The sequence below is a fragment of the Cryobacterium sandaracinum genome (assembly GCF_004403415.1).
Classification (GTDB): Bacteria; Actinomycetota; Actinomycetes; order Actinomycetales; family Microbacteriaceae; genus Cryobacterium; species Cryobacterium sandaracinum.
Genome location: NZ_SOGO01000025.1, coordinates 1 through 25,139, shown reverse-complemented (window position 1 = coordinate 25,139; position 25,139 = coordinate 1). Strand labels below are relative to the sequence as shown.

Annotated in this window: 28 protein-coding genes and 2 pseudogenes; 13 read left to right on the top strand and 17 right to left on the bottom strand. The window is 66.0% G+C overall.

Annotation, left to right across the window (positions count from 1 at the left end):
* Positions 1-11: 11 nt before the first annotated feature.
* Positions 12-815, bottom strand: a complete 804-nt coding sequence (locus tag E3T25_RS08690; protein ID WP_104102152.1) for a TrmH family RNA methyltransferase — start codon at positions 813-815, stop codon at positions 12-14.
* A 101-nt stretch (positions 816-916) separates the two neighbouring features.
* Here E3T25_RS08690 and E3T25_RS08685 point away from each other — a divergent pair, with 101 nt between their 5' ends.
* Entirely contained in the window at positions 917-1,777 is an 861-nt protein-coding gene (locus E3T25_RS08685) for a Sir2 family NAD-dependent protein deacetylase (RefSeq protein ID WP_104194042.1), read from the top strand.
* A 52-nt stretch (positions 1,778-1,829) separates the two neighbouring features.
* A complete protein-coding gene (locus E3T25_RS08680; protein ID WP_134342867.1) occupies positions 1,830-2,429 on the top strand; it encodes a histidine phosphatase family protein in 600 nt (199 codons plus the stop codon).
* Here E3T25_RS08680 and E3T25_RS08675 read toward each other — a convergent pair.
* On the bottom strand, positions 2,417-3,553 hold the full coding sequence (locus E3T25_RS08675) for a glycosyltransferase family 4 protein (RefSeq protein WP_104102160.1): 1,137 nt from the start codon (positions 3,551-3,553) through the stop codon (positions 2,417-2,419). The genes E3T25_RS08680 and E3T25_RS08675 overlap by 13 nt on opposite strands.
* The gene (locus E3T25_RS08670; RefSeq protein WP_134373674.1) at positions 3,550-4,449 is read right to left on the bottom strand and encodes an alpha/beta fold hydrolase; all 900 of its coding nucleotides are present in this window, start codon (positions 4,447-4,449) and stop codon (positions 3,550-3,552) included. Before E3T25_RS08670 ends, E3T25_RS08675 begins: the two co-directional genes overlap by 4 nt.
* A 405-nt stretch (positions 4,450-4,854) precedes the next feature.
* Between E3T25_RS08670 and E3T25_RS08665 the strand changes: the two genes are divergently transcribed.
* Positions 4,855-5,541: a 3'-5' exonuclease gene (locus tag E3T25_RS08665; protein WP_104102165.1), complete on the top strand. Its 687-nt coding sequence runs from the start codon at positions 4,855-4,857 to the stop codon at positions 5,539-5,541.
* A gap of 114 nt (positions 5,542-5,655) precedes the next feature.
* On the opposite strand, the gene E3T25_RS08660 is transcribed toward E3T25_RS08665, so the two are convergent.
* From E3T25_RS08660 to glgA, 3 genes are all read right to left on the bottom strand, one after another.
* A complete protein-coding gene (locus E3T25_RS08660; RefSeq protein WP_104102169.1) occupies positions 5,656-5,907 on the bottom strand; it encodes a type B 50S ribosomal protein L31 in 252 nt (83 codons plus the stop codon).
* Positions 5,908-6,056: 149 nt separating this feature from the next.
* Entirely contained in the window at positions 6,057-6,839 is a 783-nt protein-coding gene (locus tag E3T25_RS08655; RefSeq protein WP_104102172.1) for an ABC transporter ATP-binding protein, read from the bottom strand.
* A gap of 96 nt (positions 6,840-6,935) precedes the next feature.
* Entirely contained in the window at positions 6,936-8,117 is a 1,182-nt protein-coding gene (glgA, locus tag E3T25_RS08650) for a glycogen synthase (protein ID WP_134373672.1), read from the bottom strand.
* Between the two features lie 80 nt (positions 8,118-8,197).
* Here glgA and glgC point away from each other — a divergent pair, with 80 nt between their 5' ends.
* Positions 8,198-9,442, top strand: a complete 1,245-nt coding sequence (glgC, locus tag E3T25_RS08645) for a glucose-1-phosphate adenylyltransferase (RefSeq protein ID WP_104102176.1) — start codon at positions 8,198-8,200, stop codon at positions 9,440-9,442.
* On the top strand, positions 9,439-10,086 hold the full coding sequence (serB, locus tag E3T25_RS08640) for a phosphoserine phosphatase SerB (RefSeq protein WP_134373670.1): 648 nt from the start codon (positions 9,439-9,441) through the stop codon (positions 10,084-10,086). The genes glgC and serB overlap by 4 nt, the downstream gene beginning before the upstream one ends.
* On the opposite strand, the gene fabG is transcribed toward serB, so the two are convergent.
* Positions 10,083-10,793, bottom strand: a complete 711-nt coding sequence (fabG, locus tag E3T25_RS08635) for a 3-oxoacyl-ACP reductase FabG (protein WP_104102181.1) — start codon at positions 10,791-10,793, stop codon at positions 10,083-10,085. The genes serB and fabG overlap by 4 nt on opposite strands.
* 138 nt (positions 10,794-10,931) lie before the next feature.
* Between fabG and E3T25_RS08630 the strand changes: the two genes are divergently transcribed.
* The 3 genes from E3T25_RS08630 to E3T25_RS08620 are packed head-to-tail and all read left to right on the top strand — an operon-like array spanning position 10,932 to position 12,309.
* A complete protein-coding gene (locus E3T25_RS08630; protein ID WP_104169946.1) occupies positions 10,932-11,228 on the top strand; it encodes a DUF3099 domain-containing protein in 297 nt (98 codons plus the stop codon).
* On the top strand, positions 11,225-11,473 hold the full coding sequence (locus E3T25_RS08625; protein WP_104102184.1) for a hypothetical protein: 249 nt from the start codon (positions 11,225-11,227) through the stop codon (positions 11,471-11,473). Before E3T25_RS08630 ends, E3T25_RS08625 begins: the two co-directional genes overlap by 4 nt.
* Entirely contained in the window at positions 11,470-12,309 is an 840-nt protein-coding gene (locus E3T25_RS08620) for an SURF1 family cytochrome oxidase biogenesis protein (RefSeq protein WP_134373668.1), read from the top strand. Before E3T25_RS08625 ends, E3T25_RS08620 begins: the two co-directional genes overlap by 4 nt.
* Before the next feature lie 77 nt (positions 12,310-12,386).
* Here E3T25_RS08620 and E3T25_RS08615 read toward each other — a convergent pair whose 3' ends face one another.
* Both E3T25_RS08615 and E3T25_RS08610 read right to left on the bottom strand, forming a co-directional pair.
* On the bottom strand, positions 12,387-13,985 hold the full coding sequence (locus tag E3T25_RS08615) for an ABC-F family ATP-binding cassette domain-containing protein (RefSeq protein WP_104102190.1): 1,599 nt from the start codon (positions 13,983-13,985) through the stop codon (positions 12,387-12,389).
* 59 nt (positions 13,986-14,044) lie between these two features.
* On the bottom strand, positions 14,045-14,695 hold the full coding sequence (locus tag E3T25_RS08610; protein WP_134373666.1) for a TetR/AcrR family transcriptional regulator: 651 nt from the start codon (positions 14,693-14,695) through the stop codon (positions 14,045-14,047).
* 384 nt (positions 14,696-15,079) lie between these two features.
* Here E3T25_RS08610 and E3T25_RS17435 point away from each other — a divergent pair, with 384 nt between their 5' ends.
* Both E3T25_RS17435 and E3T25_RS08600 read left to right on the top strand, forming a co-directional pair.
* Positions 15,080-15,403, top strand: coding sequence for an OsmC family protein (locus tag E3T25_RS17435; protein WP_241980758.1), 324 nt, complete (start codon positions 15,080-15,082; stop codon positions 15,401-15,403).
* Between the two features lie 829 nt (positions 15,404-16,232).
* Complete coding sequence (locus tag E3T25_RS08600) at positions 16,233-17,912, top strand: molybdopterin-dependent oxidoreductase (protein ID WP_241980756.1); 1,680 nt, start codon at positions 16,233-16,235, stop codon at positions 17,910-17,912.
* Between the two features lie 60 nt (positions 17,913-17,972).
* Here the strand turns inward: E3T25_RS08600 and E3T25_RS08595 are convergent, their stop codons facing one another.
* Both E3T25_RS08595 and E3T25_RS17430 read right to left on the bottom strand, forming a co-directional pair.
* On the bottom strand, positions 17,973-18,242 hold the full coding sequence (locus E3T25_RS08595) for a metal-sulfur cluster assembly factor (protein WP_241980754.1): 270 nt from the start codon (positions 18,240-18,242) through the stop codon (positions 17,973-17,975).
* Complete coding sequence (locus E3T25_RS17430) at positions 18,161-18,970, bottom strand: MFS transporter (RefSeq protein WP_478213430.1); 810 nt, start codon at positions 18,968-18,970, stop codon at positions 18,161-18,163. Before E3T25_RS17430 ends, E3T25_RS08595 begins: the two co-directional genes overlap by 82 nt.
* Between E3T25_RS17430 and E3T25_RS17950 the strand changes: the two are divergent.
* The 3 genes and pseudogenes from E3T25_RS17950 to E3T25_RS08580 form a co-directional block, all read left to right on the top strand.
* Positions 18,861-19,190, top strand: a pseudogene (locus E3T25_RS17950) (hypothetical protein); the annotation flags it as partial. The gene E3T25_RS17430 and the pseudogene E3T25_RS17950 sit on opposite strands and share 110 nt — an antisense overlap.
* Before the next feature lie 43 nt (positions 19,191-19,233).
* Positions 19,234-19,722, top strand: a pseudogene (locus tag E3T25_RS17945) (IclR family transcriptional regulator); the annotation flags it as partial.
* A 157-nt stretch (positions 19,723-19,879) separates the two neighbouring features.
* Positions 19,880-20,374 (top strand): aldehyde dehydrogenase family protein, encoded by a 495-nt coding sequence (locus tag E3T25_RS08580; protein ID WP_134373660.1) that lies wholly within the window; start codon positions 19,880-19,882, stop codon positions 20,372-20,374.
* A gap of 34 nt (positions 20,375-20,408) precedes the next feature.
* On the opposite strand, the gene fdxA is transcribed toward E3T25_RS08580, so the two are convergent.
* The 6 genes from fdxA to sufB form a co-directional block, all read right to left on the bottom strand.
* Entirely contained in the window at positions 20,409-20,732 is a 324-nt protein-coding gene (gene fdxA, locus E3T25_RS08575) for a ferredoxin (RefSeq protein WP_104100575.1), read from the bottom strand.
* Between the two features lie 45 nt (positions 20,733-20,777).
* The gene (locus E3T25_RS08570; RefSeq protein WP_104193717.1) at positions 20,778-21,137 is read right to left on the bottom strand and encodes a metal-sulfur cluster assembly factor; all 360 of its coding nucleotides are present in this window, start codon (positions 21,135-21,137) and stop codon (positions 20,778-20,780) included.
* A complete protein-coding gene (gene sufC, locus E3T25_RS08565; RefSeq protein ID WP_104193716.1) occupies positions 21,134-21,898 on the bottom strand; it encodes a Fe-S cluster assembly ATPase SufC in 765 nt (254 codons plus the stop codon). Before sufC ends, E3T25_RS08570 begins: the two co-directional genes overlap by 4 nt.
* 76 nt (positions 21,899-21,974) lie before the next feature.
* Positions 21,975-22,301, bottom strand: coding sequence for a non-heme iron oxygenase ferredoxin subunit (locus E3T25_RS08560; protein WP_134373658.1), 327 nt, complete (start codon positions 22,299-22,301; stop codon positions 21,975-21,977).
* 279 nt (positions 22,302-22,580) lie between these two features.
* Positions 22,581-23,813, bottom strand: a complete 1,233-nt coding sequence (sufD, locus tag E3T25_RS08550; RefSeq protein WP_420898238.1) for a Fe-S cluster assembly protein SufD — start codon at positions 23,811-23,813, stop codon at positions 22,581-22,583.
* A partial coding sequence (sufB, locus tag E3T25_RS08545) for a Fe-S cluster assembly protein SufB (protein WP_134371451.1) occupies positions 23,814-25,139 on the bottom strand: 1,326 nt, incomplete at its 5' end.

The following is a 25,139-nucleotide window of genomic DNA, read 5'->3' as shown; positions in this document are numbered from 1 at the left end:
AGCGCCCGCGTTCAGACGCGCAGAGCGTACAGCGCGACGGCGCTGGCCGAGGCCACATTGAGCGAGTCGACGCCGTGGAGCATGGGGATCGTCACGACGGTGTCGGCGGCCGAGAGAGCCTGGGTGCTGAGCCCATCGCCCTCGGCGCCGAGAATCAGGGCCAGCCGTTCCGGCGCGTTCCCGGCGAACTGCGGGAGGCTGACAGCGTCGTCGGACAGTGCCAGGGCCGCGAGGTGAAAACCGGCCCCGTGCAGCATCGGGGCGGCCTCGCTCCATTCCGGCAGTCGGGTCCACGGCACCTGAAGCACCGTGCCCATGCTCACCCGCACACTGCGCCGGTAGAGCGGGTCTGCGCAGCGCGGCGTGATCAGGACGGCGTCCGCGCCGAGACCGGCGACCGAGCGGAAAATGGCGCCCACGTTGGTATGGTCCACGATGTCCTCGAGGATCACAATGCGCCGCGCGTCCCGGATCACCTCGTGCACCGGCGCCAGATCCGGACGGTGCATCGCCGCCAGCGCACCACGGTGCAGGTTGTAGCCGGTGAGCCGTTCGAGAACGGATGCCGCGCCGACGTACACGGGCACGTCCGGCCAGTCCGCGAGCAGCGGCAGCACGTCGGGCAGCCACTGCTGCTGCAGTAGCACGGACCGCGGGCGGTGGCCGGCCGCGAGGGCTCGGGTGATGACTTTGCTGGACTCGGCGATGTACAGCCCGCCGGCCGGTTCGGAGACACGGCGGAGCGCGACATCTGTCAAGCGCGAGTAGTCGGCGAGACCGGGCAGGTCAAGGTTTTCGATGGGGACGATCTGCACAGCGGGACGCCTTTCACGGGGATGATCCGTCCAGCCTGCCAGTTCCCTCCCCCAGTCGAAAACCGGCGAGTTTAGACTCGGTGTACACAGGATGGAGCTCCATGACCACCGAAACGCTTCCGGTCGCCGTCGGCGCCGCTGCCGCCGCTCTGGATGCCGTGGCCGAGGTGCTCCGCGGTCGCCACATCGCGGTGCTGACCGGAGCCGGTCTGAGCACCGATTCCGGCATTCCCGATTACCGTGGGAAGGGTGCCCCCGTGCGCACCCCGATGAACTTTCAGACCTTCGTCGGCGACGAGCGGGCGCGCAAGCGTTATTGGGCCGGCAGCCACCTCGGCTGGCACCGGTTCCGCTCTGCGGAGCCCAACCTCGGGCACCGGTCCCTCGCCCGGCTGGAGCAGAGCGGACTGATCAGCGGGGTCATCACGCAGAACGTGGACGGCCTGCACACCCGCGCCGGGTCGCGGCACGTCGTGGACCTGCACGGGTCGTTGGACCTCGTCGTCTGCCTGGACTGCGGTCAGGCATTCGGCCGCGACAGTGTGGCCGCGCGCCTCGAAGCGGCCAACCCGACACTGATGACACCGGGCGACGTGCGCACAGCCCCCGACGGCGATGCGGAGGTGTCCGACATCGACGGTTTCACCATTCCCGACTGCACGGTCTGCGGCGGTATGCTCAAGCCCAACGTCGTCTTCTTCGGCGAGCTGGTGCCGACGGTGAAGTTCACCGAGGCCACGGCGCTCGTCACCGGTGCGGAGGCCCTGGTCATCGCCGGCTCGTCCCTGTTTGTGAACTCGGGCATCCGTCTGCTGGAACAGGCCCGGCGCCGCAAGCTGCCGATCGTCGTGATCAACCGCGGCGAGACCAAGGGCGACGGCCGGGCACTGCTCAAGCTGGAGGCGGGCACGTCGGAGTCGCTGGCGGGGCTGGCCGACCGCCTCGCCGGCGCACCGGCGTGAAACAGGCCCGGTCCACCACCACCCCCACCCCCGCGACAACGGAAACGGCAGGATGACCAGACTTTCGATCGTGCGGCACGGACAGACCGAGTGGAACCTGCACACGCGGATCCAGGGCAGCACAGACATCCCCCTCAACTCGACCGGCCGGGCGCAGGCCGCCGAGGCAGGCCTGAGGTTGAGATCCCGGCGCTGGGACACCATCGTGACGAGCCCTCTGGACCGTGCCCACGAGACGGCCCGGATCATCGCCGGCGAGCTCGGCTTGCCGAGCCCGGAGGTCATCCCGGAGCTCACCGAGCGCCATCACGGCCAGATCGAGGGACTCACGTTCGCCGAACGACAGCGTCGCTTTCCCGACGACGTGCCCGTTCCCGGCCTCGAGACGCGCCAGGAGGTGCTCGACCGGGTGCTGCCGGCCTTCGGGCTGCTGGCCGCCGCGCGCCCCGGACAGTCTGTGCTGGTCGTCTGTCACGGCGGGGTGATCGGAACCCTGCTGCGCCATAGCACGGCCGGGGAACGGCCGCGCCAGAACGAGATCATCGCCAACGGCTCGGTGCACGACTTCGTCTGGCGGGACGGTCGGCTGGGGCTAACGCATTTCGACGCCACCCTGCGCGGCCGAGCCGAGAACACGCACTACACAGGCTGAACCGGCTGCTCCGCGTCGATGCCGGGGCCCGTAGCCGTCTCGGTCCGCGTGCCGGAGTCATCCGCGGTATCGGTGCCGGTGAGCAGTTCCAGGAGCCGCCGGGCCGAATCGCGCCAGGTGAAGCGTTCCGCCTCGATGACGGAGGCTGTGGAGCGGGCCGCCCACTCCCCCGCGCCCAGCCGCCGCACGGCCAGGGCGAGCGCGTCGGTGCTGGCCGGGTCGAAGTAGAGCGCAGCGTCGCCGCCGATCTCGCGAAAGATCGGGATGTCGCTCACCACGACGGGGATGCCGAGGCTCATCGCCTCGACGAGCGGGATGCCGAAGCCCTCGTCCAGAGACGCCGTGACCAGCGCGGTCGCGGAGCCCAGCACCCGCAGGTACTCCTCGTCGGTGACGCCGTTGTGGAACACCAGCGTCGCCTGCGGCGCCAGGGCGGTCAGGCGTTCCCGTTCCTGGTCGCTCACCTGGCTCATCAGGTGGAGCTCATGGCCCGGTAGTTCCGCGGCTGCGCGCACCAGAGTGTCCACGTTCTTGTACGGCATGAACGAGCCCATGTAGACCAGGCGACCCGTTTCCGCAGCGGCACGTCCGGCGGGCGGCGTCGACCGCGTGTCGGCGGCGTTGTGGATGACCGTGACCGGCCGCCGCGTCAGACGGTTGTCCCGGATCAGGTCCCGGGTAGTCTCGGAGACGGTGACGACGCCGTCGGCCCGGTTCAGGAGCATCCGCTGCGGCCACCACGATAGGTGATACAGCCGCCAAATCAGGCGCAGCAAACCGGGCAGGTCCCGCGGCGGGGTGCGATTGCGGTAGTAGATCAGGTCGTGCACGGTGAGGAGCAGCCGGTACTTCCGGCCCCAGGATCCCATCGTCTGCATCGGAGAGAACACGACGTCGGGCTTCAGCTGGTTGATCTGGAGGGCGATGAACGGCTCCCGGATGCTGGTTGGGGCACTCACGAGCTGCCAGGGCAGATCCGGAAGCAGGTCGAGCTGCCGGTGGTCATTGATCAGCATGGTGACCGGGTGGAGCTTGCCCAATTCCGTGACCAGCCCGGCCGTGTACCGGCTGATGCCGTCGTGCCGGTCGAATCGGGTGTAGCGGCAATCGAACACGATTCTCACTTCGTCTCCCCTTCGCCGAGGAAGCGGCGCAGGGCGTCCGCCGCCTGCGCCGGCACCTCGTAGTGGATCAGGTGGCCGACGTCGGGGATAACCTGCAGGGTGGCATCGAAAAACAGCTTCTGCAGCCGGTATTGCGCTGCGACCGGCGTGATGTCGTCTTTCTCCGCCGCGATCAGCAGCGTGCGCTGCGGGATGCGACCGGCGAACTCGCTGACGTCGGAGCCGACCGATGCGGTGAAGGCTTCCAGCACAACCCGGCGATCCGCGAAGGCGGAGAAGTAGCGGTCGTGCTGGTTGTGGATCCAACGGCGCAGCTCGGGGTCCCCCGTCTTCGCCATGGTCACGCTCATCACGCGGACGATGACGCGGTTGCGCAGCAGGGCAAAGCCGAGCCGTTCGGGCAGCCGCGCGGCCACCCGGTAGTAGAACACCGCCAAGCGGGTGAGGATGCCGCGCGGCCCGGCCAGGGCAGGTGCGGCGATGGGGTTCACCAGAACCACGTCGTCGGCGTGCAGTCCCCCTGCGACGGATGCCGCGACGATGATCGACCCGAACGAGTGCCCGAGCACCACCCTGCGCCCGGTCAGACCCAGAGCTGCCACGAACTCGGCCAGCCACCGGCCGTAGCCCGCGATGTCGTGTCGGCACCCCTGGAGCACGCCGGACTCGCCGAAACCGGGAAGGTCCGGTGAGATCATGCGGAATCCAGGAAGCTGGGCGACCACGGGCTCCAAGCCGTGGTGGTCGCCGCGGAAGCCGTGCACCATCACGATGGTGGTGTGCGCGGTTGGATCGCCGTACTCCCAATACCGCGTTTCGCTGCCCAGCACCGGGACGTCCCGGACCCTGACAGGGATCCGGACGAGCTGCGAATCGTAGGGCGAAGGAACATTCATCGTCCCAAGTTTAGGGCGGCCGACGGCTATCGCCGGACGCCCTCGGGCGGGAGGGAACGCAATGAGCTTCACCGCCCCGATCAAGCGTCACCCGGGACCCGCGCTGGTACCGCCGCGCCGTGTCCTCCGAGCTGATGGTGCGCTCCTTCGGAGACCGCAACGGCGACGGGACCGGTGACTACGCCGGACGCATCTCCACAGAGACACGGAGAACTCGAACTGGGCCCTCGACTCCGTGCGGCGCCGGTTCCACGACCACCGCTTCTTCTTGAACCAGCCGGACCTCAACTGCTATTCCCACAACCCGATCGCCTTTCGGATCGAAGACTCGGTGCTGGCCGGCCTGCCAGCGGGCCGACGCCCGAGGCGCCCGGGGATGACGGTGGTCGGCCCTAGGCTTTCCCCATGAGCAACTGGAGTGACACCCTCGCCGTTTTCGACCTTGAGACGACCGGCATCGACGTGGAGACGAGCCGCATTGTGTCGGCCACCGTCGCGATCATCGATGTGACCGGGGAGGTGCTCGAACGCGTGGACTGGCTCCTGGATCCCGGAATCGAGATCCCGGCCCAGGCCACCACCGTGCACGGCATCACGACCGAGCATGCCGCCGCGAACGGCCGGGTCGCCGCCGACGGGGTGGCCGAGATCGTCGCGACGATCCGGGAGCACCTCGCCCGGGGTCTTCCTCTGGTGGCGTACAACGCGCCCTACGACCTCACCCTGCTCAACCGCGAGTCGATTCGCTACGGGGTTGCCCCGCTGGTCTCACCGTCGCCGGTGGTCGACCCGCTCGTCATCGACAAGGCCCTCGACCGGTACCGCAAGGGCAAGCGCACCCTTGCAGTGACCAGTGCGTTCTACGGTGTGCCCCTCGATGACGCGCACGACTCCGGGGCGGATGCGATCGCGGCCGGCCGAGTAGCCCAGGCCATCGCCCGGGCGCATCTGAAGACCCTGCCGGTCACAGTCGGCGAGCTGCACCTGCTCCAGGCACAGTGGTCCGTACAGCAGGCGGAAAGCTTCCAGGCCTACATGCGCCGCGAACGCGACCCCGCGTTCGTCGCGGCGGGCGGCTGGCCCGAACGCTGACCCGGCAGCACCCGAGCAACAGCGACACCAGACCCAGAGCAGCAACATCGAAAGGGCGGCCAGCCGAAGCTGGTCGCCCTTTCGATGTGCAGGATGCCGCGGTATGGCGCGGTTCTACTTGCCGAAGCCCTTGTAACGCGAGTTGAACTTCTCGACGCGGCCGGCGGAGTCCATGATCCGCTGCTTGCCGGTGTAGAACGGGTGCGACTCCGACGAGATCTCAACGTCGATGACCGGGTACGTGGTTCCGTCGGTCCACTCGATGGTCTTGGAGCTGGAGACCGTCGAACGGGTAAGGAACGTCGCACCCGACGCGAGGTCGCGGAAAACCACGGGAGCGTACGTGGGGTGAATGTCAGACTTCATGAAGACTTCCTTATTGCTGTTCGATTGGTGAGTTGCGCTTCGATTAGCGAGTACAGACTCGCCAAGTGCGGCAGGAAAAACCGTGCGGCCCAAGGACCGACTGTCGAGTTTAGCAGAATCCACTGGCTGTGACCGCCATCCGGTGGCGGTCAGATCGCGCGGGCGCTGAAACGTCCGTCGGTCTCGTGCAACTCGATGGACAGACCGAACGCCTCGGTCAGTGACTCCGCGGTCAGCGCGTCGGCGATGGGCCCGGCGCTGACGATGCGGCCGTTGGACAGGAGCAGGACGTGCGTGAAGCCGAGGGGGATTTCCTCGACGTGGTGGGTGACCATGATGATCGCCGGCGACCCCGACTCGCTCGCGTAGCCGCCGAGGAGCTGCAGCAGTTCCTCGCGCGCGCCGAGGTCGAGGCTGGCGGCCGGCTCATCCAGAAGCAGAACCTCGGGGTCGGTCATGATGGACCGCGCGATCTGCACCCGCTTCTGCTCGCCGTCGCTCAGCGTGCCGAACTTACGGTCGGACAGAGTATCGAGCTTCCACTCGCCCAGCACCCGCTGGGCGCGGCGCTCATCGATGGCTTCGTACTCTTCGGTCCAGCGCCCGGTGACGGAGTACGCGGCCGTCATCACCACATCGAGGACCTTCTCGTTCGCGGGGACCCGGCGGGCCATCGCCGTCGAGGCGAACCCGATCCGCGGCCGCAGCTCGAAGAGGTCGGTGCGTCCGATCGGTTCGTCAAGAACCACGGCACTTCCGCTCGACGGGTGGATGAGGGCGGCGGCGATCTGCAGCAGCGTGGTCTTGCCGGCGCCGTTCGGGCCCAGGATCACCCAGCGCTGGTCGTCATCAACACTCCAGTTCACTGAGTCGAGGATGGGTGTGCCATCCCGGACGACGGAGACGTCGGTGAAGTGGAGAACGTTGACCATAAAGCCATGTTATCTGCCGCCGCCGATGCCCAGACACGCGAAACGGGTGCCGGGCATTCCTGCAGCACCCGTTTGGGCGGTTAGTCGGAGCCCTACTCAGAGTAGTGAGGCGTAGATCTCCCGGGTGCGGGTGGCGATTTGGGTCCAGCTGAACATCTGCTCGGCCCTGACCCGGCCGGCTCGGCCCATCGCGGCGGCGTTGGCCGGGTCGGCGAGGACCTCGATCAGGGTGCGCGACAGGTCTGAGACGAAAAGGTCGGCATCGATGGGAGTTCCGGTTCCGTCGGTGGCCTGGTCGATGGGCACGAGCCGGCCGGTCACGCCGTCGGCGACCACCTCGGGGATGCCCCCGGTGGCCGTCCCGACGACCGGCAGCCCGCAGGCCATAGCCTCCAGATTGACGATGCCGAGCGGTTCGTAGACCGACGGACAAACGAAGACGGTGCCGGCAGTGAGCACGGCGGCCAGGTCGTGCTGCGACAGGAGGCGATCGATCCAGACCACGCCGGAGCGTTCGCGCTGGAGGGCCTCGACCCCGGCCGTGACCTCGGCCAGGATGCCCGGGGTGTCGGGGGCGCCGGCGCAGAGCACCAGCTGCACCTCCGGTGGCAGCAGGGCTGCCGCGCGGAGCAGGTAGGGAAGCCCCTTCTGCCGGGTGATGCGGCCCACGAAGACCACGACCGGTCGATCCGGGTCGATGCCCAGTGCCCGCACGGTGTCCCGGTCGTCCGTGGGCTTCCACCGTTTGAGGTCGATGCCGTTGTAGACGACGTGCACCCGAGCAGCGTCAAGTGCTGGATAGCTGCGCAGGATGTCGCGGCGCATCCCACCGCTGACGGCGATGACGGCATCCGCGGCTTCGAAGGCGGTGCGTTCGATCCAGCTGGAGACCCGGTAGCCTCCGCCGAGCTGCTCGGCCTTCCACGGGCGGAGCGGCTCGAGGCTGTGCGCGGTCACAACGTGCGGAATCCCGTGCAGGAGCTTCGCGAGGTGACCGGCGCCGTTGGCGTACCAGGTGTGGGAGTGCACGATGTCGGCGCCCTGCACGTCCTGCGCCATCTGGAGGTCGACGCCGAGCGTGGCCAGCGTCGCATTCGCGCCGGCCAGTTCCGCCGGCACCTCATACGCGTGGGTGTCGACGGCGTCGCGGAGCGCGCCGAAACATCGCACGGAGACGTCGATGTCGGTGCGAAGGGCCTTCACAAGCTCCGCCACATGCACGCCTGCTCCGCCATAAATCTCCGGGGGGTATTCCTTGGTCAACAGATCCACTCGCATGAGGCAAAGCTAGCGCAGGCTGGCCGGAGGCACACCCACTCGTGCTGGATCGACGTGACGAATGGCCCTACTGTAAAGACATGCAGTCAAAGAAGATCTTTGGAATCGTGCTCGCCGGCGGAGAAGGAAAACGGCTCATGCCGTTGACGGAGGACCGTGCGAAACCGGCCGTTCCTTTCGGGGGTCATTACCGGCTGATCGACTTCGCGCTGTCGAATTTGATCAATTCGGGCCTCACCCAGATCGTGGTTCTCACCCAGTACAAGTCCCACAGCCTTGACCGTCACGTCTCCCAGACCTGGCACGTTTCTGGTGGCCTGTTCAACTCTTATATCGCATCGGTGCCGGCGCAGCAGCGCCTCGGCAAGCGCTGGTTCAGCGGATCCGCGGACGCGATCCTGCAGAGCCTCAACCTGATCCATGACGAGAAGCCCGACATCGTCGTCGTCGTCGGAGCCGACCACGTCTACCGGATGGACTTCAGTCAGATGATCGAGGCTCACATCGCCTCCGGAGCCGCCGCAACCGTCGCGGCCATCCGTCAGCCGATCGGTCTGGCCGACCAGTTCGGCGTCATCGAGGTCGACGCGGCGACGCCGGACCGCATCCGTGATTTCCGCGAGAAGCCGAAGGATGCCGTCGGCCTCGCCGATGCCCCGCACGAGGTCTTCGCGTCCATGGGCAACTACGTTTTCAACACGGAGGCGCTGATCGAGGCCGTCCTGCGCGACGGCGAACGCGCCGACTCGAGCCACGACATGGGTGGCGACATCATTCCCGACTTCGTGTCCCGCGGTGAGGCCGGCGTCTACGACCTCAAGCTCAATGACGTCCCCGGATCCACCGACCGCGACTGCGACTACTGGCGCGACGTGGGTACCATCGACTCCTTCTTCGAGGCACACCAGGACCTGATCAGCGCACTGCCCGTTTTCAACCTCTACAACCAGAAGTGGCCCATCTTCAGCCAGCAGCTCAACTCTCCGCCGGCGAAGTTCGTCCGGGACGGACGCGGCTTCCTCGGCACCATGATCGACTCGATCGTTTCCCTCGGCTGCGTCATTTCGGGAGCGCACATCGAACGCAGCGTTCTCGGCCCCTGGGCCGCCATCGATTCCGGCGCCCAGGTGGTGGACTCGATCGTTTTCGACCGGGTGCAGATCAAACCGGGTGCGACCGTGCGTCGGGCGATTCTGGACAAGGACGTGGTGGTCGCCGCCGGAGCGGAAGTCGGCATTGATCGTGAGCGGGACCGCGCACGGGGCTTCAGCGTCACCGAGTCCGGCATCACCGTCGTCGGCAAGGGAGTCCACGTCCACCCGTGACCGAGTTCGTTCGTTTCCTCGTCGTCCTGGACGCCGATTCCACCCTGATCGAAGACGAGGTCATTGAGCTGCTCGCGGATGCGGCCGGCTCGCTGGCCCTCGTCGCCGAGGTGACCGAGCAGGCCATGCGCGGCGAGATCGATTTCGCGCAGAGTCTACGGCTCCGGGTCAAGACTCTGGCCGGACTGTCCACGGATGTTTTCGCGGAGGTCGGGCGGCTCGTCCGCCCGACTCCCGGGGTGCAGGAACTCATCGACGGCCTGCACGCCCGGGGCAGCAGAATCGGGGTGGTATCGGGCGGCTTCCACGAGGTGCTCGACCCGCTCGCTGCCGCCTTCGGCCTCGATCACTGGCGGGCGAACCGGCTGGAGGTGGCCGACGGTCGCCTCACCGGCGGCCTGGTCGGACCCGTCATCGACGCCGCCGCCAAGGCCGCGGCCCTGCGGGAGTGGGCCGCCCTCGAGGGCGTAGCCCTGCCCCAGACCGTCGCCGTCGGCGACGGAGCAAACGACCTCACGATGATGCGGGCAGCCGGTCTGGGTATCGCTTTCAACGCGCAACCGATCGTGAGGGCGCAGGCGGACCTGGCCCTGGATACCCGCGACCTGAGCCAGGTCCTGCCGATACTCGGTCTGCGCGGTTAGTGCCCCATCCCCAGTCCGCCGTCGACGGGGATGACCGCGCCGGAGATGTACCCGGCGTCGTCCCCGGCAAGCCAGGTGACAACCCGAGCCACCTCGACCGGAGTCGCGAATCGTCCCGCCGGGATGCTGCGCTTGTAGTCGGCCTGCTGCGACTCGGAGAGTTTTGCGGTCATATCGGTTTCGATGAAACCCGGTGCGACGACGTTGGCCGTGATGCCCCTCCCGCCCAGCTCACGGGTCACCGAACGGGCGAGGCCGATCAGACCGCTCTTCGAGGCGGAGTAGTTGACCTGTCCCGCGGAGCCGTACAGGCCGACCACGCTGGAAATCAGCACGATGCGGCCGAACCGGGCCTTGAGCATCCCCTTGGACGCACGCTTCACGACTCGGAAGGCGCCGCTGAGGTTGGTGTCGATGACCGAGGTGAAGTCGTCTTCGCTCATGCGCATCAGCAGCATGTCCCTGGTGATGCCCGCGTTGGCGACAACCACCTCGACGGGGCCAAGCGCCGCCTCGATCTCGGTGAACGCGGCGTCGATGGATGCGGCGTCCGTCACATCCGCGCGCACCGTCAGGCTGCCGCTGGGGCCGTCCCCGGAGCGGGCGGTGACCGCGACGCGGTGTCCCTGCCTGATGAACTCCTCCGCGATAGAGAATCCGATGCCGCGGTTTCCTCCGGTGACAAGGACAGTTCTGCCAGTCGTCATGCTGGGTCCAATCTCTTTTTCTCAGCGAACGAACAGCCGTACGCACGTGTTTTCCAGTTTAGGGCGTCTACGTTTGAGTCCGACGAGACGTAGAATTTACAGGGAAAACTCCCCCGACTGACCGAATCGATGGCATCCATGAAGCAGCAGTCGATCACCTCGCTCCCCCCATCACCCGAGGAGCTGCGTCGTGCCCGGATGATCAAATACTCGATCGCCATGGGCATCCGGATGGTCTGCATCGTGCTGATGCTCTTCGTCCAGGGCTGGTGGCTGCTCGTCTGCGCCATCGGCGCGATCGCCCTTCCCTACTTCGCGGTCGTCTTCGCGAACGTTCAGGGCAGCGCCGTGGCGTCCACGGTCGTCCGACCGGGAGCCGTGCAGGTGTTCCGGGCGCCGCCTCGTGGACCGGACAATGACGAGAGCGGAACGTGATCGGCCTCGGCGCCGATCTCGAAACGACGAACTGCTCGCGCGCCGGCTGTCGTGAGAACGCCGACTGGCGGTTGGACTGGCGCAATCCCCGTATTCACGCTCAAGACCGCGTGAAGACCTGGCTGGCCTGCGACCTTCACGTCGATTACCTCCGCGATTTCCTGGCCAGCCGAGACTTCCCATTAGCCGTCTCGCCTCTGCCGGTCTCCCTTGAGGCTGTAGAGCCGGAAGCCGGGCCGGCGTGATCGGCTGGAAATTTGCGTTCACCCGGCGCTGGGCCGGATACCTTGCGCTGACCATCCTCTTTGCGGCCGTCTGCTCCGGGCTCGGTCTCTGGCAGCTCGCGCGCCGCTCCGACGCACTTTCCGAAATGGACAAAGTGGAGACCAACTATGCGGCGGACCCGGTTCCCTTGGCCGAGGCTCTGCCTGGTCTGGACGCGTTCTCCGCGTCTCAGAAGTGGCTGCCCGTTGTCATGACCGGCACGTATTTGACGGACGACGAGCTGATCGTGCGTAACCGCCCGCTCAATATCAACCCGGGTTTCGAGGTTCTCACTCCCCTGCTACTCGCCGACGGCTCGGTCTTTATCGTGAACCGGGGCTGGTTGCCGACCGGGCAGACCCCCGACGCCCCGGCATCCGTGCCAACCGCCCCCTCGGGGGTTGTCACCGTCACCGCCCGGCTCAAGGCCGGTGAGCCTTCGTTGGCCGGGAGATCGGCCACGGGCGACCAGATCGCGACGATCAACCTCGACGAGGTGTCCACCCGGCTGGACCTTCCGACGTACACCGGCGCGTACGGGCTGATGGCTTCCGAGCAACCAACGCCGGACGAACGTCCCGTGGCGGTCACCCGCCCGGTCAAAGACGAGGGGCCTCACCTGTCCTACGCATTCCAATGGTTCGTGTTCGCCCTGATGGGCTTCGTCGGTCTGGGCTGGGCTATCCGGCAGGAGTACCGAGCCGTGAACTTCGACGACCCGGACGAGCGCGTTCGCGCCGCCGAGCGAGCCCGCCGTCAGGCTGCCAAACCGCGCAGCGACTCGGAGATCGAGGACGAGCTCATCGACGGCAGATGATCGGCAGGTCAGAAGGACACGGAGACACGAACGTCCGGGCCAGTCGGCCCGGGCAGTGCTGTGCTCAGGAAGGGTGATCAGGCGAGCATGATCAGATCAAGGTAGTCCTTGTTCCAGTGATCCTCAGTGCCATCGGGCATGATCAACACGCGCTCGGGGTTCAGCGCCTCGACAGCGCCCTCGTCGTGGCTCACGAGGACGACAGCCCCGGCATAGTGCGCCAGGGCGTCGAGGATTTCCTCGCGGCTGGCCGGGTCGAGGTTGTTAGTCGGTTCATCGAGCAGCAAAACGTTGGCGCCCGACACCACGATCATGGCCAGGGCCAGCCGGGTCTTCTCGCCACCGGACAGAACCCCGGCGGGCTTGTGCGAGTCGTCGCCGGTGAAGAGGAACGAGCCCAGAACCCGGCGCGCCTCCATCTCAGTGATGTTGGGCGAGGAGGACACCATATTCTCTAGCACGCTGCGCTTGACGTCGATCGTCTCGTGCTCTTGCGCGTAGTAGCCGATCCGAAGGCCGTGGCCGGGCACGATCTCTCCGGTGTCCGGCTTATCCACGCCCGCGAGCATGCGCAGCAGTGTGGTCTTGCCCGCACCATTGAGGCCGAGGATGACCACTTTCGAGCCGCGGTCGATGGCCAGATCCACGGCCGCGAAGATCTCCAGCGAGCCGTAGCTCTTGGAAAGGTCGGTGGCCATCAGCGGGGTGCGCCCACACGGGGCGGGCTCGGGGAAGCGCAGTTTGGCGACGCGGTCGACTGCCCGCACGGCGTCCAGTCCGGACAGGAGCTTCTCGGCGCGCGCCACCATCTGGTGGGCGGCGGCAGCCTTGCTCGCCTTGGCGCCGAACTTCGCGGCCTGCAGCTGGAGGGTCGACGCCTTCTTCTCGGCGTTGGCGCGTTCTTTCTTACGACGGTCCGCGTCGGCCACGCGCTGCCGCTGGTAGTTCCTCCAGTTCATGTTGTAGATGTCGATGACCATGCGGTTGGCGTCGAGGTAGAACACCCGGTTCACCGTGTCGCCGACCAGCTCGATGTCGTGGCTGATGATGATGCATCCGCCGCGATAGTTCTTGACGAACTCCCGCAGCCAGACCACGGAGTCGGCGTCGAGGTGGTTGGTGGGCTCGTCGAGGATCATCGTTTCCGCGGCCGAGAACAGGATACGGGCGAGTTCGATGCGGCGGCGCTGTCCGCCGGACAGGGTTCGCAGCTGCTGGTCGAGGATGCGGTCGGGAAGGTTCAGGTTGCTGGCGATCGACGCGGCTTCCGCCTCGGCCGCGTAGCCGCCGAGCGCGTTGAACTCATCCGTGAGGTTGCCGTAGGTGCGCATGGCCTTGGCGCTGGTCTTGGGGTCGTCGCTGCCCATGTCGATACCGGCCTGGGCAAGACCCAGGGAGATCGTGCCGAGGCCACGGGCATCCAGGATTCGGGTCCGAGCGAGCATGTCCGGGTCGCCCGAGCGGGGGTCCTGGGGCAGATAGCCGATCTCACCGGTGCGGTCGATCGAGCCGTTGGTCGGAACTGTCTCACCCGCCAGAGTCTTCGTCAGTGTCGTCTTACCAGCCCCGTTGCGGCCGACCAGGCCGATCTTGTCACCGGCGGAAACGCGGAAACTGACGTCTTCCATGAGCACGCGCGCCCCAACTCGGATTTCGAGATTTTGCACACTCAGCACAGCAACAGTCCGTTCAGGGGAGTCGTAGAATTTTCTGGCCGAAGCGGGCCAACTATCCACTATATTTGATCGGTTGCGCCTCGGTGTGCGCCGGGAAGCGAAAGTGCCCCCTGGAGCGCCTTCGCCAGCCAGTCCCGGTAAGCGGCATCCGACCAGCCGAGGTCGAGGACCAGAGACCGGTAGGCCTGTGGATGCCCGAGCGCCCACACCGTTGCCGCCGCCTCGTGGTCGCTCACTCCCCCGCGCAGGCTGTGCCGTGAGCGCAGCGCGGTCGCGACCTCGCCGTACTGGAGAAGTCGCTGGGCGGAACGCCGCATCTCCAGCTCCGCGATGTCTGCATCGACTCCGGCCGCTTGGGCAATCACGCGGTGCACCCCGGACGTCTGGGCGTTCAGGTCGACGATCCAGCCGGTCAGGATTCGGACGATCTCGGCGGCCGTGCGCGCTTCGGCGATCTGACTGCGCAGCGGTGGGGGGCCGGCTTCCGGTTCGTGTGCACGTGCGGCCACGCGGTCGAGCACGGCGGAGAGAACGGCGGCTTTGCCACCGACCGAGTTGTAGATGGTCTGCACCGCGACGCCTGCCTCGGCGGCGATCGAGCCGAGAGTGGTGGAAATGTATCCTCGCTCGAGCATCAGCTGGAGCGCGGCCCGCACGATCAAGGTGCGGGTCTCGCGCGACTGAGCCTCCCGGCGGGATTTGATGCTCATCAGGACTTCACCCTTCTCCTTAGAATTTCATTCTACACACTGGAATGAAGTTCTAGTGGGGTGCATTTCGGCCCGGGAACCATGCGGAAGCGCTCGGCCATAACGTTGTGTGACCGGGCGGGGTGCTTTGGCCAGACTGGTCTCCTATGGTTAGACATGACACTCGTGCAGACGCCCGCCGCACTCTCCCCCCGTGCCGAAGATCGTGCTGGCCGCCTCAGCGCCGCCGGAACCGCTTGGAGTGAGCGCATCAGCGCTGACGCGTCGAAATAGAAACTGACCTACCGGGTCACGGCCGCCGGCGAGGGCTCGGTCGCCACCCGCATCACGGCCGGCAAGCATGTCTTCCCCGCCGACGAGCCCGGAACCCTGGCCGGAGACGCTGTGGCAGCCAGCCCGGTCGAGATTGCGCTCGGCGCCCTGCTCTCATGCCAGGTGGTCGTCTACCGCCTCAACGCCCAGGTGCTGGGCATCCAGGTCGACGAGATCGAGATTGCCGCGGAGGGCGACCTCGACGTGCGGAGACCGTTCGGCATAAGCGAGGACGTGCGGGCCGGCTTCTCAGCGATCCGCCTCCACATCACCATCACCGGTCCCGAATCCGATGAGCGCTACCAGGAGCTGCGGGCAACCGTCGACGCGCACTGCCCGGTTCTCGACCTGTTCGCGAACCCCACTCCCGCGTCCGTCATCGTCACGAAGGCGTAGCCGCATCCGATGCCGACCGGTGGTCAGGCCTGTCGCGTCCCGCGGCGCACCGTGTGGAAGCTGGCGCACGATAGGCCATCCGCCGGCTTCCACGACGTGCGCCGTGAAGCAGTCACCCACTCGTCTCGCGGCGAACAGGGCGGAGGCCTACCGTCGGCTGCAGCTGCAGCCGCAGCGGTCGCTGCACGAATGTGAGGAGGTCGACGATGGACCACGAATCAGCCGCACCACCCCCAACCGAACCCGGACGGGTCTCCCCCGTCCGGCTCAGATGAGGAACAGGAAACCATCAGCCCTGCGGGCGACATGTTCGAGGAGGGTGAGACCGACGTCTGGCCGCACCCGTCCCTGATCGATTTGGAGAATTGGGAGCCGTCTGAGTTGGCGTCGTCCGCTGAGACGGGCGCTCGGGAAATGGGCACGAATAAGAATACATCGGACGAGTGACCAGGATCGGATCACCGCCCAGGACACGTCGAAGGGGCGCCGGCCAGATGGCCGGTGCCCCTTCGACGTGACTGGATCAGGAGTGGATCAGGAGTGGATCAAATGAAGAAGCCGAGGGCACGGATCGACTCCTCCGGGGGCTTAACCGGATTAATGCGGAATATATTCCGTTTAATAGGAGGATACTTGCAGGCAGCAAGCAGGAGATGGGCATATCGGTGCTGTAGATCGCACTCCCGACACGGTTGGGGAGGCGTCCTGCTTCTCAAATGGGGACGGTATGGATACAAACTCGATTGATCGAAATATTCCTGCAACAGACATTGGAGCAGGGGGGACGCGGAGAAGTTTTCGGGAGGAACTGGACACGAAGCGGTACCACGTGGTGGATGACCACTGGGCCGGCCGGGTCCCTGCCCAGTACGGCGTTGCCCCGCGGGTGCGGATCGGCACGGACAAGTGGTTCAATCTGCTGTGGTTGATACCCATTGGACTGGTCCTGCTGATCGTGGGGATCGCCCTTGCCAAGGGGCTGCGGGAGATGCCCGCGGTGCAGGACTTCATGAGCCAGTATCCGGGAGCGACTGCACTGCCCGACAACGCCCCGGTCGGGTTCCCGGCGTGGGTCGGTTGGCAACACTTCCTGAACCTCTTCATGATGATCTTCATCATCCGGTCCGGTGTCAGCATCATGGCGGACCATCCGCGGCTGTACTGGACCCGGCACTCGACACCGGGTAAGGACTGGTTTCGCATGCAGAAGCCGGTGCCGAGCGATCCGCTCTACACGGCGAAGGAGGACTCAATCACCTTGCCCGATGGTGTCGGGCTGCCGGGGCGCCGTCACTCCATCGGTCTCGCACGGTGGTGGCACCTCGGCGTCGATACGGTCTGGCTGCTCAACGGAATCATCTTCGGTGTTCTTATCTTTGCGACGGGGCAGTGGATGCGCGTGGTCCCGCTGAGCTGGGACGTCGTCCCCAACGCCGCGTCGGCCGCCCTTCAGTACCTGTCTTTGGACTGGCCGGCCGAGAGCGGGTGGACCAACTACAACAGTCTGCAGCTGATCGCCTACTTCATCACCATTTTCATTGCGGCGCCTCTCGCCCTGGTCACCGGCCTCGGCATGTCCCCCGCACTGTCGACCCGCTTCCGCAAAATCAGCTCGGTGTTCAGCATCCAGGTGGCCCGTTCGCTGCACTTCTTCGTGCTCTGCTGGTTCGTCATGTTCATCGTTGTGCACGTCACCCTGGTGATGACCACAGGGGCCCTGCGCAACCTCAACCACATGTATGCGTCTCAGGACAGTGAATCGTGGGCCGGCATCGGGATCTTCGCGGCTTCGATGGTCGTCGTCATCGGAGGATGGCTCGCAGCCACGCCTTTCACCTATCGGCATCCTCGTGTGGTGCAGAAGGTCGGTTTCGCGCTGATCGGTCGCGCGCAGCGCCTATTTGAACACATCGACGCGAACCCCGGCCAGTACACGGAGAAGGACATTTCACCGTACTTCTGGCATAACGGCAAATACCCGGACTCCGAGGAATACCAGGCGCTTCGAGCGGGCAACTTCGCGGACTACACACTGCGGGTCAACGGGCTCGTCGAGAACCCCGTCGATTTGAACCTCGCACAGTTGCAGGGTCTCCCCCATCACGATCAAATCACCCAGCACTTCTGTATTCAGGGGTGGTCAGGGGTCGCGAAGTGGGGCGGAATCTCAATGCAGACGATCCTGGATCTGGTGCAGCCGAAACCCGAGGCGAAATGGGTCATTTTCTATTCCTTCGCGGCGGGTCCGGACGGTGGCACGTACTACGACGCCCAACCCATCGAGCAGATGAGCTACAAACTGACCATGCTCGCCTATGACCTCAACGGGCAGACCCTATCTTTCGGGCATGGAGCACCGCTTCGGTTGCGCAACGAAACGCAGCTGGGTTTCAAGATGGTGAAGTGGATCAAGGGAATCGAGTTCGTTGAGGACTTCTCTGAGATCGGTGCGGGGTTTGGTGGGTACCACAACGACCATGAGTTCTTCGGCTATCGGCAGTCCATCTAACGCACGCGAAAACCCCGATTTCCGGAGAAGATCGGGGTTTTCGCGTGCGTTAGGGGAAGTTCAGATAGAAAAGCCGAGGGCCCGCATCATGTCGCGGCCGTCGTCCGTAATCTTCTCGGGACCCCACGGCGGCATCCAGACCCAGTTGATGCGGAACTGGTCGACGACGCCGTCCAACGCCTCGGCGGTCTGCTCCTCGAGGACATCGGTCAGCGGGCAGCCGGCCGAGGTCAGGGTCATGTGGATGATCAGGGCATCGTTCTCATCGTCCCAGCCCAGGTCGTAGATGAGCCCGAGGTCGACCACGTTGATACCGAGTTCCGGGTCCATGACGTCTTTGAGCGCCTCTTCGATTTCATCGAAGCGCGCCGGGGGCAGCGTGGAAACCATGCGCCTAACCTACGTTCGATTCGGTGAGANCGCCACGGCGGCGCAGGGCGCGGCCCGGCCTCCGCCGTTCCCGGCGCGACGCCCGGCTCCGCGCCCGACGCCGACGCCGTCGCCGGCTCGTCGCCGAGCTCCGCTCGCACCGGGATATACCGCACCCCGGCGACGGCCGTGGCGAGCACGAGAAGCGCAACCCCGGCCAGGTGCCAGAACACCGGCAACGAAACGAAGGATGCCCCCGCGCCCGCCAGTGCGCCGACCACGGTGCCGAGGCTGAAGCAGGCGTGCATCAGCGGCATCAGCGTCTTGCCGATCGCCCGCTCAACCGCCGCCCCCTCGACGTTCATCATGACGTCGACCGAGCCCATCCCGAAACCGACCAGGGCCAGCCCGGCGAAGACCAGCTCGGTGGACCCCAGCAGGCTCGTGCCGACCCCGGCCGTGATGAGCCCGGCCGAGGAGATCGCGACGCCGAGCACCACGGCGCGCCGGGCGCCGAGGCGGGCGAGCAGCCCGACCGCCGCCACCAGGCCGATCACCGACCCGGCCGAGAGGCCGAAGATGACAATGCCCACCTGCGCGGTCGAGAGCTCGAGGCCGTCTCGCACGGCCGGGATGCGGGACATCCAGGTGGCCAGTGCGAGTCCGGCAATGAAGAAGAGTGCGAACACGGCGTTCCGCCAGGCGTGCAGCCCGGGCCGGGCGGCTGGAGTGGCGGAGATTCCGAGGTCGCGAGCGGTGTGGGTCACACCCTCCACGTTATCCGAAACGCAATCTGCCGCACGTGGGGGGACTTCAGGGGGCAACAGAACGGGGGTGCCGCACCCCGCCGCACCGCGGTCGCTCTCCGAGATCTGCGCCGAGAGCGGGCTGCCACAGAGCACCGTGCGCCGCCTGCTCGGCGAGCTCGAAGAGTGGGGCGCCGTGCAGCGGGATGCCCGCGGCCGCAACCAGATCGGCCTGCGCCTCTGGGAACTCGGCCAGCACGCGGGGCGGCAGCTGCGCGACGTGGCCCGCCCCCTACCTGCAGGACCTCTCCGGCCTCACCCAGGAGACCGCGCATCTGGCCATCCGCGACGGGGCCGACGTACTTTACATCGACCGCGTCTACGGCACCCGGCGTGTGCCGCAGGCCCCCCGGGTCGGCGGCCGGCTGCCCATGCACGCCACCGCCATGGGGCGCGCCATCCTGGCATTCGAGGAGGACTGGGTGCAGGACGCCGTGCTCGGCGGCACGCTGATCGCCCGCACCGCCTTCACGAAGACCGACCACGAGCAGCTCCGCCGGGAGATCGAGAAGATCCGCGTGCAGGGGTTCGCGCTCGCCTCGGAGGAGGTTCGCCTCGGCTCCTGCTCCCTGGCGGTTCCGGACTTCCAGGCTGACGGCCGCGTCGTCGGCGGGCTCGGCATCGTGCTGCCGACCAGCCGCGCCCACCAGCTCGAACGCAACCTGCCGATCCTGCTCGGCACGGCCGAGCGCATCCAGGCCGGAATCGCGCAACTCCCCACTCGGCGCTGCAGCCCGCCGCCCGCGCCCGCAAACCACCCCGGTGATCGACCCCGTCGCGATCTGAGAACCGATGGATCCGGCAACCGTGTTCGGGCCGAGCGCGACCGCCGCGCAGGGGGACACGGTGCTTGGTTACATCCGGTCGGGCCTGGCGGAGGGTGCCCGCGCCACGACCGGCGGCGACGTGCCCAGCGGGTTCGACCGGGGCTTCTCCGTCACGCCGACCGTGTTCGCCGACGTGACGCCCGGCATGCGGATCGCCCGGGAGGAAGTCTTCGGGCCGGTGCTGTCGATTTTGCGCTACGACCGCCTCGAGGAGGCCATCGGGATCGCCAACAACACGGATTTCGGCCTCGGAGGAACGGTCTTCTCCGCAGACGAGGATGCCGCCCTCGCGGTGGCTTCGCGGGTGGACACGGGCTCGATCGGGATAAAATTCTTCGCCGCAAGCCATGCCGCCCCGTTCGCGGCGCGGCTTGGCTCAGGGCTCGGCGTCGAATTCGGCCTGGAGGGTCTGCACGTCTACCTCAAGCCGCAGTCGGTGCACCGCCGCATCCGCTCGTAGCCGGCACAGCGGTGCGCTCAGGATCGCGGCAGGATCAGGGCCGCACCTGCGGGGGCAGGGCGGCGATGATCGGGTGGTCCTTCTGGAACACGCCGGATTTCGCCGCCCCGCCGGGCGAGCCGATGTCGTCGAAGAACTCGACATTGGCCTTGTAGTACTCGGCCCACTTCTCGGGCACGTCGTCCTCGTAGTAGATGGCCTCGACCGGGCAGACCGGCTCGCAGGCGCCGCAGTCGATGCATTCGTCGGGGTGGATGTAGAGCGAGCGCTCACCCTCGTAGATGCAGTCGACCGGGCACTCGTCGACGCAGGCACGGTCCTTCACGTCGACGCAGGGCAGGGCGATCACATAGGTCATCGGCACGCCCCGGTCAGACTCAGCCGAATCGGGGCAACGGGCTGGCTAGATGTTGAATCCAAGAGCGCTCATCATCTCCCGGCCGTCGTCGGTGATCTTGTCGATGCCCCACGGCGGCATCCAGACCCAGTTGATGCGGAACTGGTCGACGATGCCGTCCAGGTTGACGCCGATCTCCTGCTCGAGCACCTCGGTCAACGGGCAGCCGGCCGAGGTCAGGGTCATGTGAATGATCAGGGCATCGTTTTCATCGTCCCAGCCCAGATCGTAGATCAGGCCGAGGTCGACGATGTTGATGCCGAGTTCCGGGTCGATCACATCCTTGAGAGCCTCCTGGACGGCATCGAACCGCGCCGCGCCCAGGGTCGATTCCGCCGACTGCAGTGCGGTTGTCCCGAGGCTCATCGGGCGACGTCGGCGCTCTGGAAGCGATCGTAGCCCTCGTCTTCGAGGCGGTCGGCGAGTTCGGGGCCGCCCTGTTCGGCGATCCGGCCGTCGACGAAGACGTGCACGAAGTCCGGCTTGATGTAGCGCAGGATGCGGGTGTAGTGCGTGATCAGCAGCAGACCCAGGCCGGTGTGCTCCTTGGCCCGGTTCACACCCTCCGACACGATCTTGAGCGCGTCGACGTCGAGGCCGGAGTCGGTCTCGTCGAGCACCGCGAAGCGGGGCTTCAGCAGTTCGAGCTGCAGGATCTCGTTGCGCTTCTTCTCACCGCCGGAGAAGCCCTCGTTCACGTTGCGTTCGGCGAAGGACTTGTCCATGCGGAGCTGCTTCATCGACTCGCGCACATCCTTGATCCAGCTGCGGATGGGCGGCGCGCTGCCGTCGATCGCGGTCTTCGCGGTGCGGAGGAAGTTCGTCACCGTGACGCCGGGAATCTCCACCGGGTACTGCATGGCCAGGAACAGGCCCGCGCGGGCGCGCTGGTCCACGGTCATCGTGGTGACCTCTTCGCCGTCGAGCAGGATCGAGCCACTGTCGACGGTGTATTTCGGGTGACCGGCGATCGTATAGGCGAGGGTGGACTTGCCGGACCCGTTCGGGCCCATGATGGCGTGGATCTCGCCCTCGTTGATGGTCAGGTTCACCCCGTGCAGGATCTGCTTGGTGCCCTGGTCGGTCCAGACGCTGACGTGCAGGTCGATGATCTGTAGAACTGACATGGAATTCTCTTTCGTTCTCCGGCGCGTACGCCGACAAGTTGGGTGGCCGATCGGCCGGTGCGGGACTGGGCCCGCGTCAGACGGCTACGGTGACGGCTGGGTCGATGTAGACCACGCCGTCGACCAGGTCGACCTGGTAGACCGGGACCGGCTCGTAGGCCGGGAGGTTGAGCGGCTTGCCGGTCTTCAGGGAGAACTTGGAGCCGTGGGCCCAGCATTCGACGGTGTCGCCCTCGACGAAACCTTCGGACAGGGAGATGTCGCCGTGGGTACAGGTGTCGCCGATGGCGAAGACGTCTCCGGCGGCGTCGCGGACGACAACGATGGGGACGCCATCGATTTCGACTTTGACTGCCTCGTTGACGCCGAGTTCGTCGAAGCCACAGATCTTGGTGGATGCCATGTCAGTTGTCCTTTGTTGCNGTCAGGTTCACCCCGTGCAGGATCTGCTTGGTGCCCTGGTCGGTCCAGACGCTGACGTGCAGGTCGATGATCTGTAGAACTGACATGGAATTCTCTTTCGTTCTCCGGCGTACGCCGGTGACTTCGCAGGTGAATGGGGGAGTGGCCGATTGGTCGACCTGGGGAGCCGGATATCCGGCGGCGGATGCTTAGCTCGGGTCGCTCATNTGCCTCGTTGACGCCGAGTTCGTCGAAGCCACAGATCTTGGTGGATGCCATGTCAGTTGTCCTTTGTTGCGGTGAGTTCTGCTTCGATGGCCGCCTGGAGGCGTTCTTCGAGCAGGGGGGAGCCGATTTGTTGCACGATCTCGCTGAGGAAGCCGCGTACGACGAGGCGCCGGGCCTCGTCTTCGCTGATGCCGCGGGACTGCAGGTAGAACAGCTGCTCGTCGTCGAAGCGGCCGGTCGCGCTCGCGTGCCCGGCCCCCTTGATGTCGCCGGTCTCGATCTCGAGGTTCGGGATCGAGTCTGCCCGGGTGCCTTCGGTGAGCACGAGGTTACGGTTCTGTTCGTAGCTGTCGGTCCCGGCCGCATCCCGCCCGATCAGGACGTCGCCGATCCACACGGTGCGGGCACCTTGACCCTGCAACGCACCCTTGTAGGTGACGCGGCTGCGACTGTTCGGCGCGACATGGTTCACGAATACCTGCTGCTCGAGGTGCTGGCCGGCGTCGGCGAAGTACAGGCCGAGCAGCTCCGTGTCCGAACCGATCCCGGCTAGACGCACCGACGGGTTCACCCGCACGATGCTGCCGCCCAGGCTCACCACGATGTGCTTCAACCGTGCGTCGCGGCCGATGGTGGCGAAGTGGTTCGTCAGGTGCACGGCCGTGTCGCCCCATTCCTGCAGACTGACCACGGTCAGGTTCGCGGACTCGCCCAGGATGATCTCGACGTTCTCGCTCAGCCGGGCCGCACCCGTGTTCTCCAGGATCAGGATGGCTTGGCTGAACGGCTTGGCCTCGATGATGGTGTGCGCGCCGCGCGCGCCGGAACCCAGGCCGGCACGGGTGACCGTGACCTCCTTGGCCTCCTCGCCGCTGATCGTGATCGCGAGAGCCTTCTCGAAACTCGACCACGCGTTCGCCGACGCGCGTTCCTCGGGCGCCCCGGCCGAACCGATCCGCGGGTCGGTGCGATCGACCCAGGCGACGCTGACCCCGGCGACGCGTGAAGACTCGACCGGGTACTCCGACCCGTCGAGCACACCCGCGGTCAGGTCGGTGAACTTCTTCACCGGCGATAGCTTCCAGACCGCTTCACGACCCGTGACGGGACCGAAGTCGGCCACGTTCACGCTCGCGAACCGGTCCGACCGGGTCTGCACCGGCACATAACCGAAACGGCCGTCCGAGTGCTCCTTGATGCCGTGCTGCTCCGCAGTAGGCATGGCATCCGTTGTGGATGCCGGGGTGGTTGGTGGGGAATTGAGTTGTGCAGAGACGGCGGACATTTAGCCGACGGATCCTTCCATGCCCATTTCAATGAGCTTGTTGAGTTCAAGGGCGTACTCCATCGGCAGCTCCCGGGCAATCGGCTCGATGAAGCCGCGCACGATCATGGCCATCGCCTCATCTTCGGGCATCCCCCGGCTCATCAAGTAGAACAGCTGCTCCTCGCTGACCCGCGACACCGTGGCCTCATGGCCCAACTGCACATCATCGACCCGGATATCGATCGATGGATACGTGTCCGAACGCGATTTCGTGTCCACCAGCAACGCGTCACAGCGCACCGTGTTCGCGGAGTGGTGCGCCGTGGCATCCACCCGCACCTCACCGCGGTAACCAGACCGGCCACCACCCCGGGCAATGGACTTCGACACGATCGAAGACTGCGTATACGGCGCCATGTGGATCATCTTCGCGCCCGCATCCTGATGCTGACCGGGACCCGCGAACGCCACCGACAGGGTCTCCCCCTTAGCGTGCTCACCCATCAGATAAATCGACGGGTACTTCATCGTGACCTTGGAACCGATATTGCCGTCGATCCACTCCATCGTGGCACCCTCCGCAGCCGTCGCACGCTTCGTGACCAGGTTGTAGACGTTCGTGGACCAGTTCTGGATAGTCGTGTAGCGAACGCGGGCATTCTTCTTCACAACAATCTCGACCACCGCAGAGTGCAGAGAATCGGACGAGTAGATCGGGGCCGTGCACCCCTCGATGTAGTGCACGTAGCTGCCCTCGTCGGCGATGATCAGGGTGCGCTCAAACTGCCCCATATTCTCCGTATTGATGCGGAAGTAGGCCTGCAGCGGGATCTCCACGTGCACACCCGGCGGCACATAAACGAAAGAGCCGCCCGACCACACCGAGGTGTTCAGCGCCGCGAACTTGTTGTCGCCGGAGGGAATGATCGTGCCGAAATACTCCTCGAAGAACTCCGGATGCTCCCTCAACGCCGTGTCGGTATCCATGAAGATGACACCCTGCGCAGCCAATTCTTCGTTGATCTGGTGATAGACCACCTCGGACTCATACTGGGCCGCGACGCCGGAGACAAGACGCTGACGCTCGGCCTCGGGAATGCCGAGCTTCTCATAGGTGCTCTTGATGTCCTCGGGCAGGTCGTCCCAAGTCTGGGCCTGCTTCTCCGTGGAACGCACGAAGTACTTGATGTTGTCGAAATCGATGCCCGACAGGTCAGCACCCCAAGTCGGCATCGGCTTGCGCTCAAACAACTCGAGGGCCTTGAGGCGACGCTGCAGCATCCACTCAGGCTCGCCCTTGAGATTGGAGATATCGGTCACCACCTCCGGCGAAATCCCGCGGCG

What these genes read in the sequence shown, in the direction of transcription:
- E3T25_RS08670 (WP_134373674.1), bottom strand. Translation starts at nt 4,449, where the DNA reads ATGAATGTTCCTTCGCCCTACGATTCGCAGCTCGTCCGGATCCCTGTC.
- E3T25_RS08570 (WP_104193717.1), bottom strand. Translation starts at nt 21,137, where the DNA reads ATGAGCCTCGGGACAACCGCACTGCAGTCGGCGGAATCGACCCTGGGC.
- E3T25_RS08655 (WP_104102172.1), bottom strand. Translation starts at nt 6,839, where the DNA reads ATGGTCAACGTTCTCCACTTCACCGACGTCTCCGTCGTCCGGGATGGC.
- E3T25_RS08680 (WP_134342867.1), top strand. Translation starts at nt 1,830, where the DNA reads ATGACCAGACTTTCGATCGTGCGGCACGGACAGACCGAGTGGAACCTG.
- E3T25_RS08595 (WP_241980754.1), bottom strand. Translation starts at nt 18,242, where the DNA reads ATGGACCCGGAACTCGGTATCAACGTGGTCGACCTCGGGCTCATCTAC.
- glgC (WP_104102176.1), top strand. Translation starts at nt 8,198, where the DNA reads ATGCAGTCAAAGAAGATCTTTGGAATCGTGCTCGCCGGCGGAGAAGGA.
- E3T25_RS08610 (WP_134373666.1), bottom strand. Translation starts at nt 14,695, where the DNA reads ATGAGCATCAAATCCCGCCGGGAGGCTCAGTCGCGCGAGACCCGCACC.
- E3T25_RS08665 (WP_104102165.1), top strand. Translation starts at nt 4,855, where the DNA reads ATGAGCAACTGGAGTGACACCCTCGCCGTTTTCGACCTTGAGACGACC.
- E3T25_RS08660 (WP_104102169.1), bottom strand. Translation starts at nt 5,907, where the DNA reads ATGAAGTCTGACATTCACCCCACGTACGCTCCCGTGGTTTTCCGCGAC.
- glgA (WP_134373672.1), bottom strand. Translation starts at nt 8,117, where the DNA reads ATGCGAGTGGATCTGTTGACCAAGGAATACCCCCCGGAGATTTATGGC.
- fdxA (WP_104100575.1), bottom strand. Translation starts at nt 20,732, where the DNA reads ATGACCTATGTGATCGCCCTGCCCTGCGTCGACGTGAAGGACCGTGCC.
- sufC (WP_104193716.1), bottom strand. Translation starts at nt 21,898, where the DNA reads ATGTCAGTTCTACAGATCATCGACCTGCACGTCAGCGTCTGGACCGAC.
- sufD (WP_420898238.1), bottom strand. Translation starts at nt 23,813, where the DNA reads ATGTCCGCCGTCTCTGCACAACTCAATTCCCCACCAACCACCCCGGCA.
- E3T25_RS08685 (WP_104194042.1), top strand. Translation starts at nt 917, where the DNA reads ATGACCACCGAAACGCTTCCGGTCGCCGTCGGCGCCGCTGCCGCCGCT.
- fabG (WP_104102181.1), bottom strand. Translation starts at nt 10,793, where the DNA reads ATGACGACTGGCAGAACTGTCCTTGTCACCGGAGGAAACCGCGGCATC.
- E3T25_RS08560 (WP_134373658.1), bottom strand. Translation starts at nt 22,301, where the DNA reads ATGGCATCCACCAAGATCTGTGGCTTCGACGAACTCGGCGTCAACGAG.
- E3T25_RS08580 (WP_134373660.1), top strand. Translation starts at nt 19,880, where the DNA reads ATGGATCCGGCAACCGTGTTCGGGCCGAGCGCGACCGCCGCGCAGGGG.
- E3T25_RS08630 (WP_104169946.1), top strand. Translation starts at nt 10,932, where the DNA reads ATGAAGCAGCAGTCGATCACCTCGCTCCCCCCATCACCCGAGGAGCTG.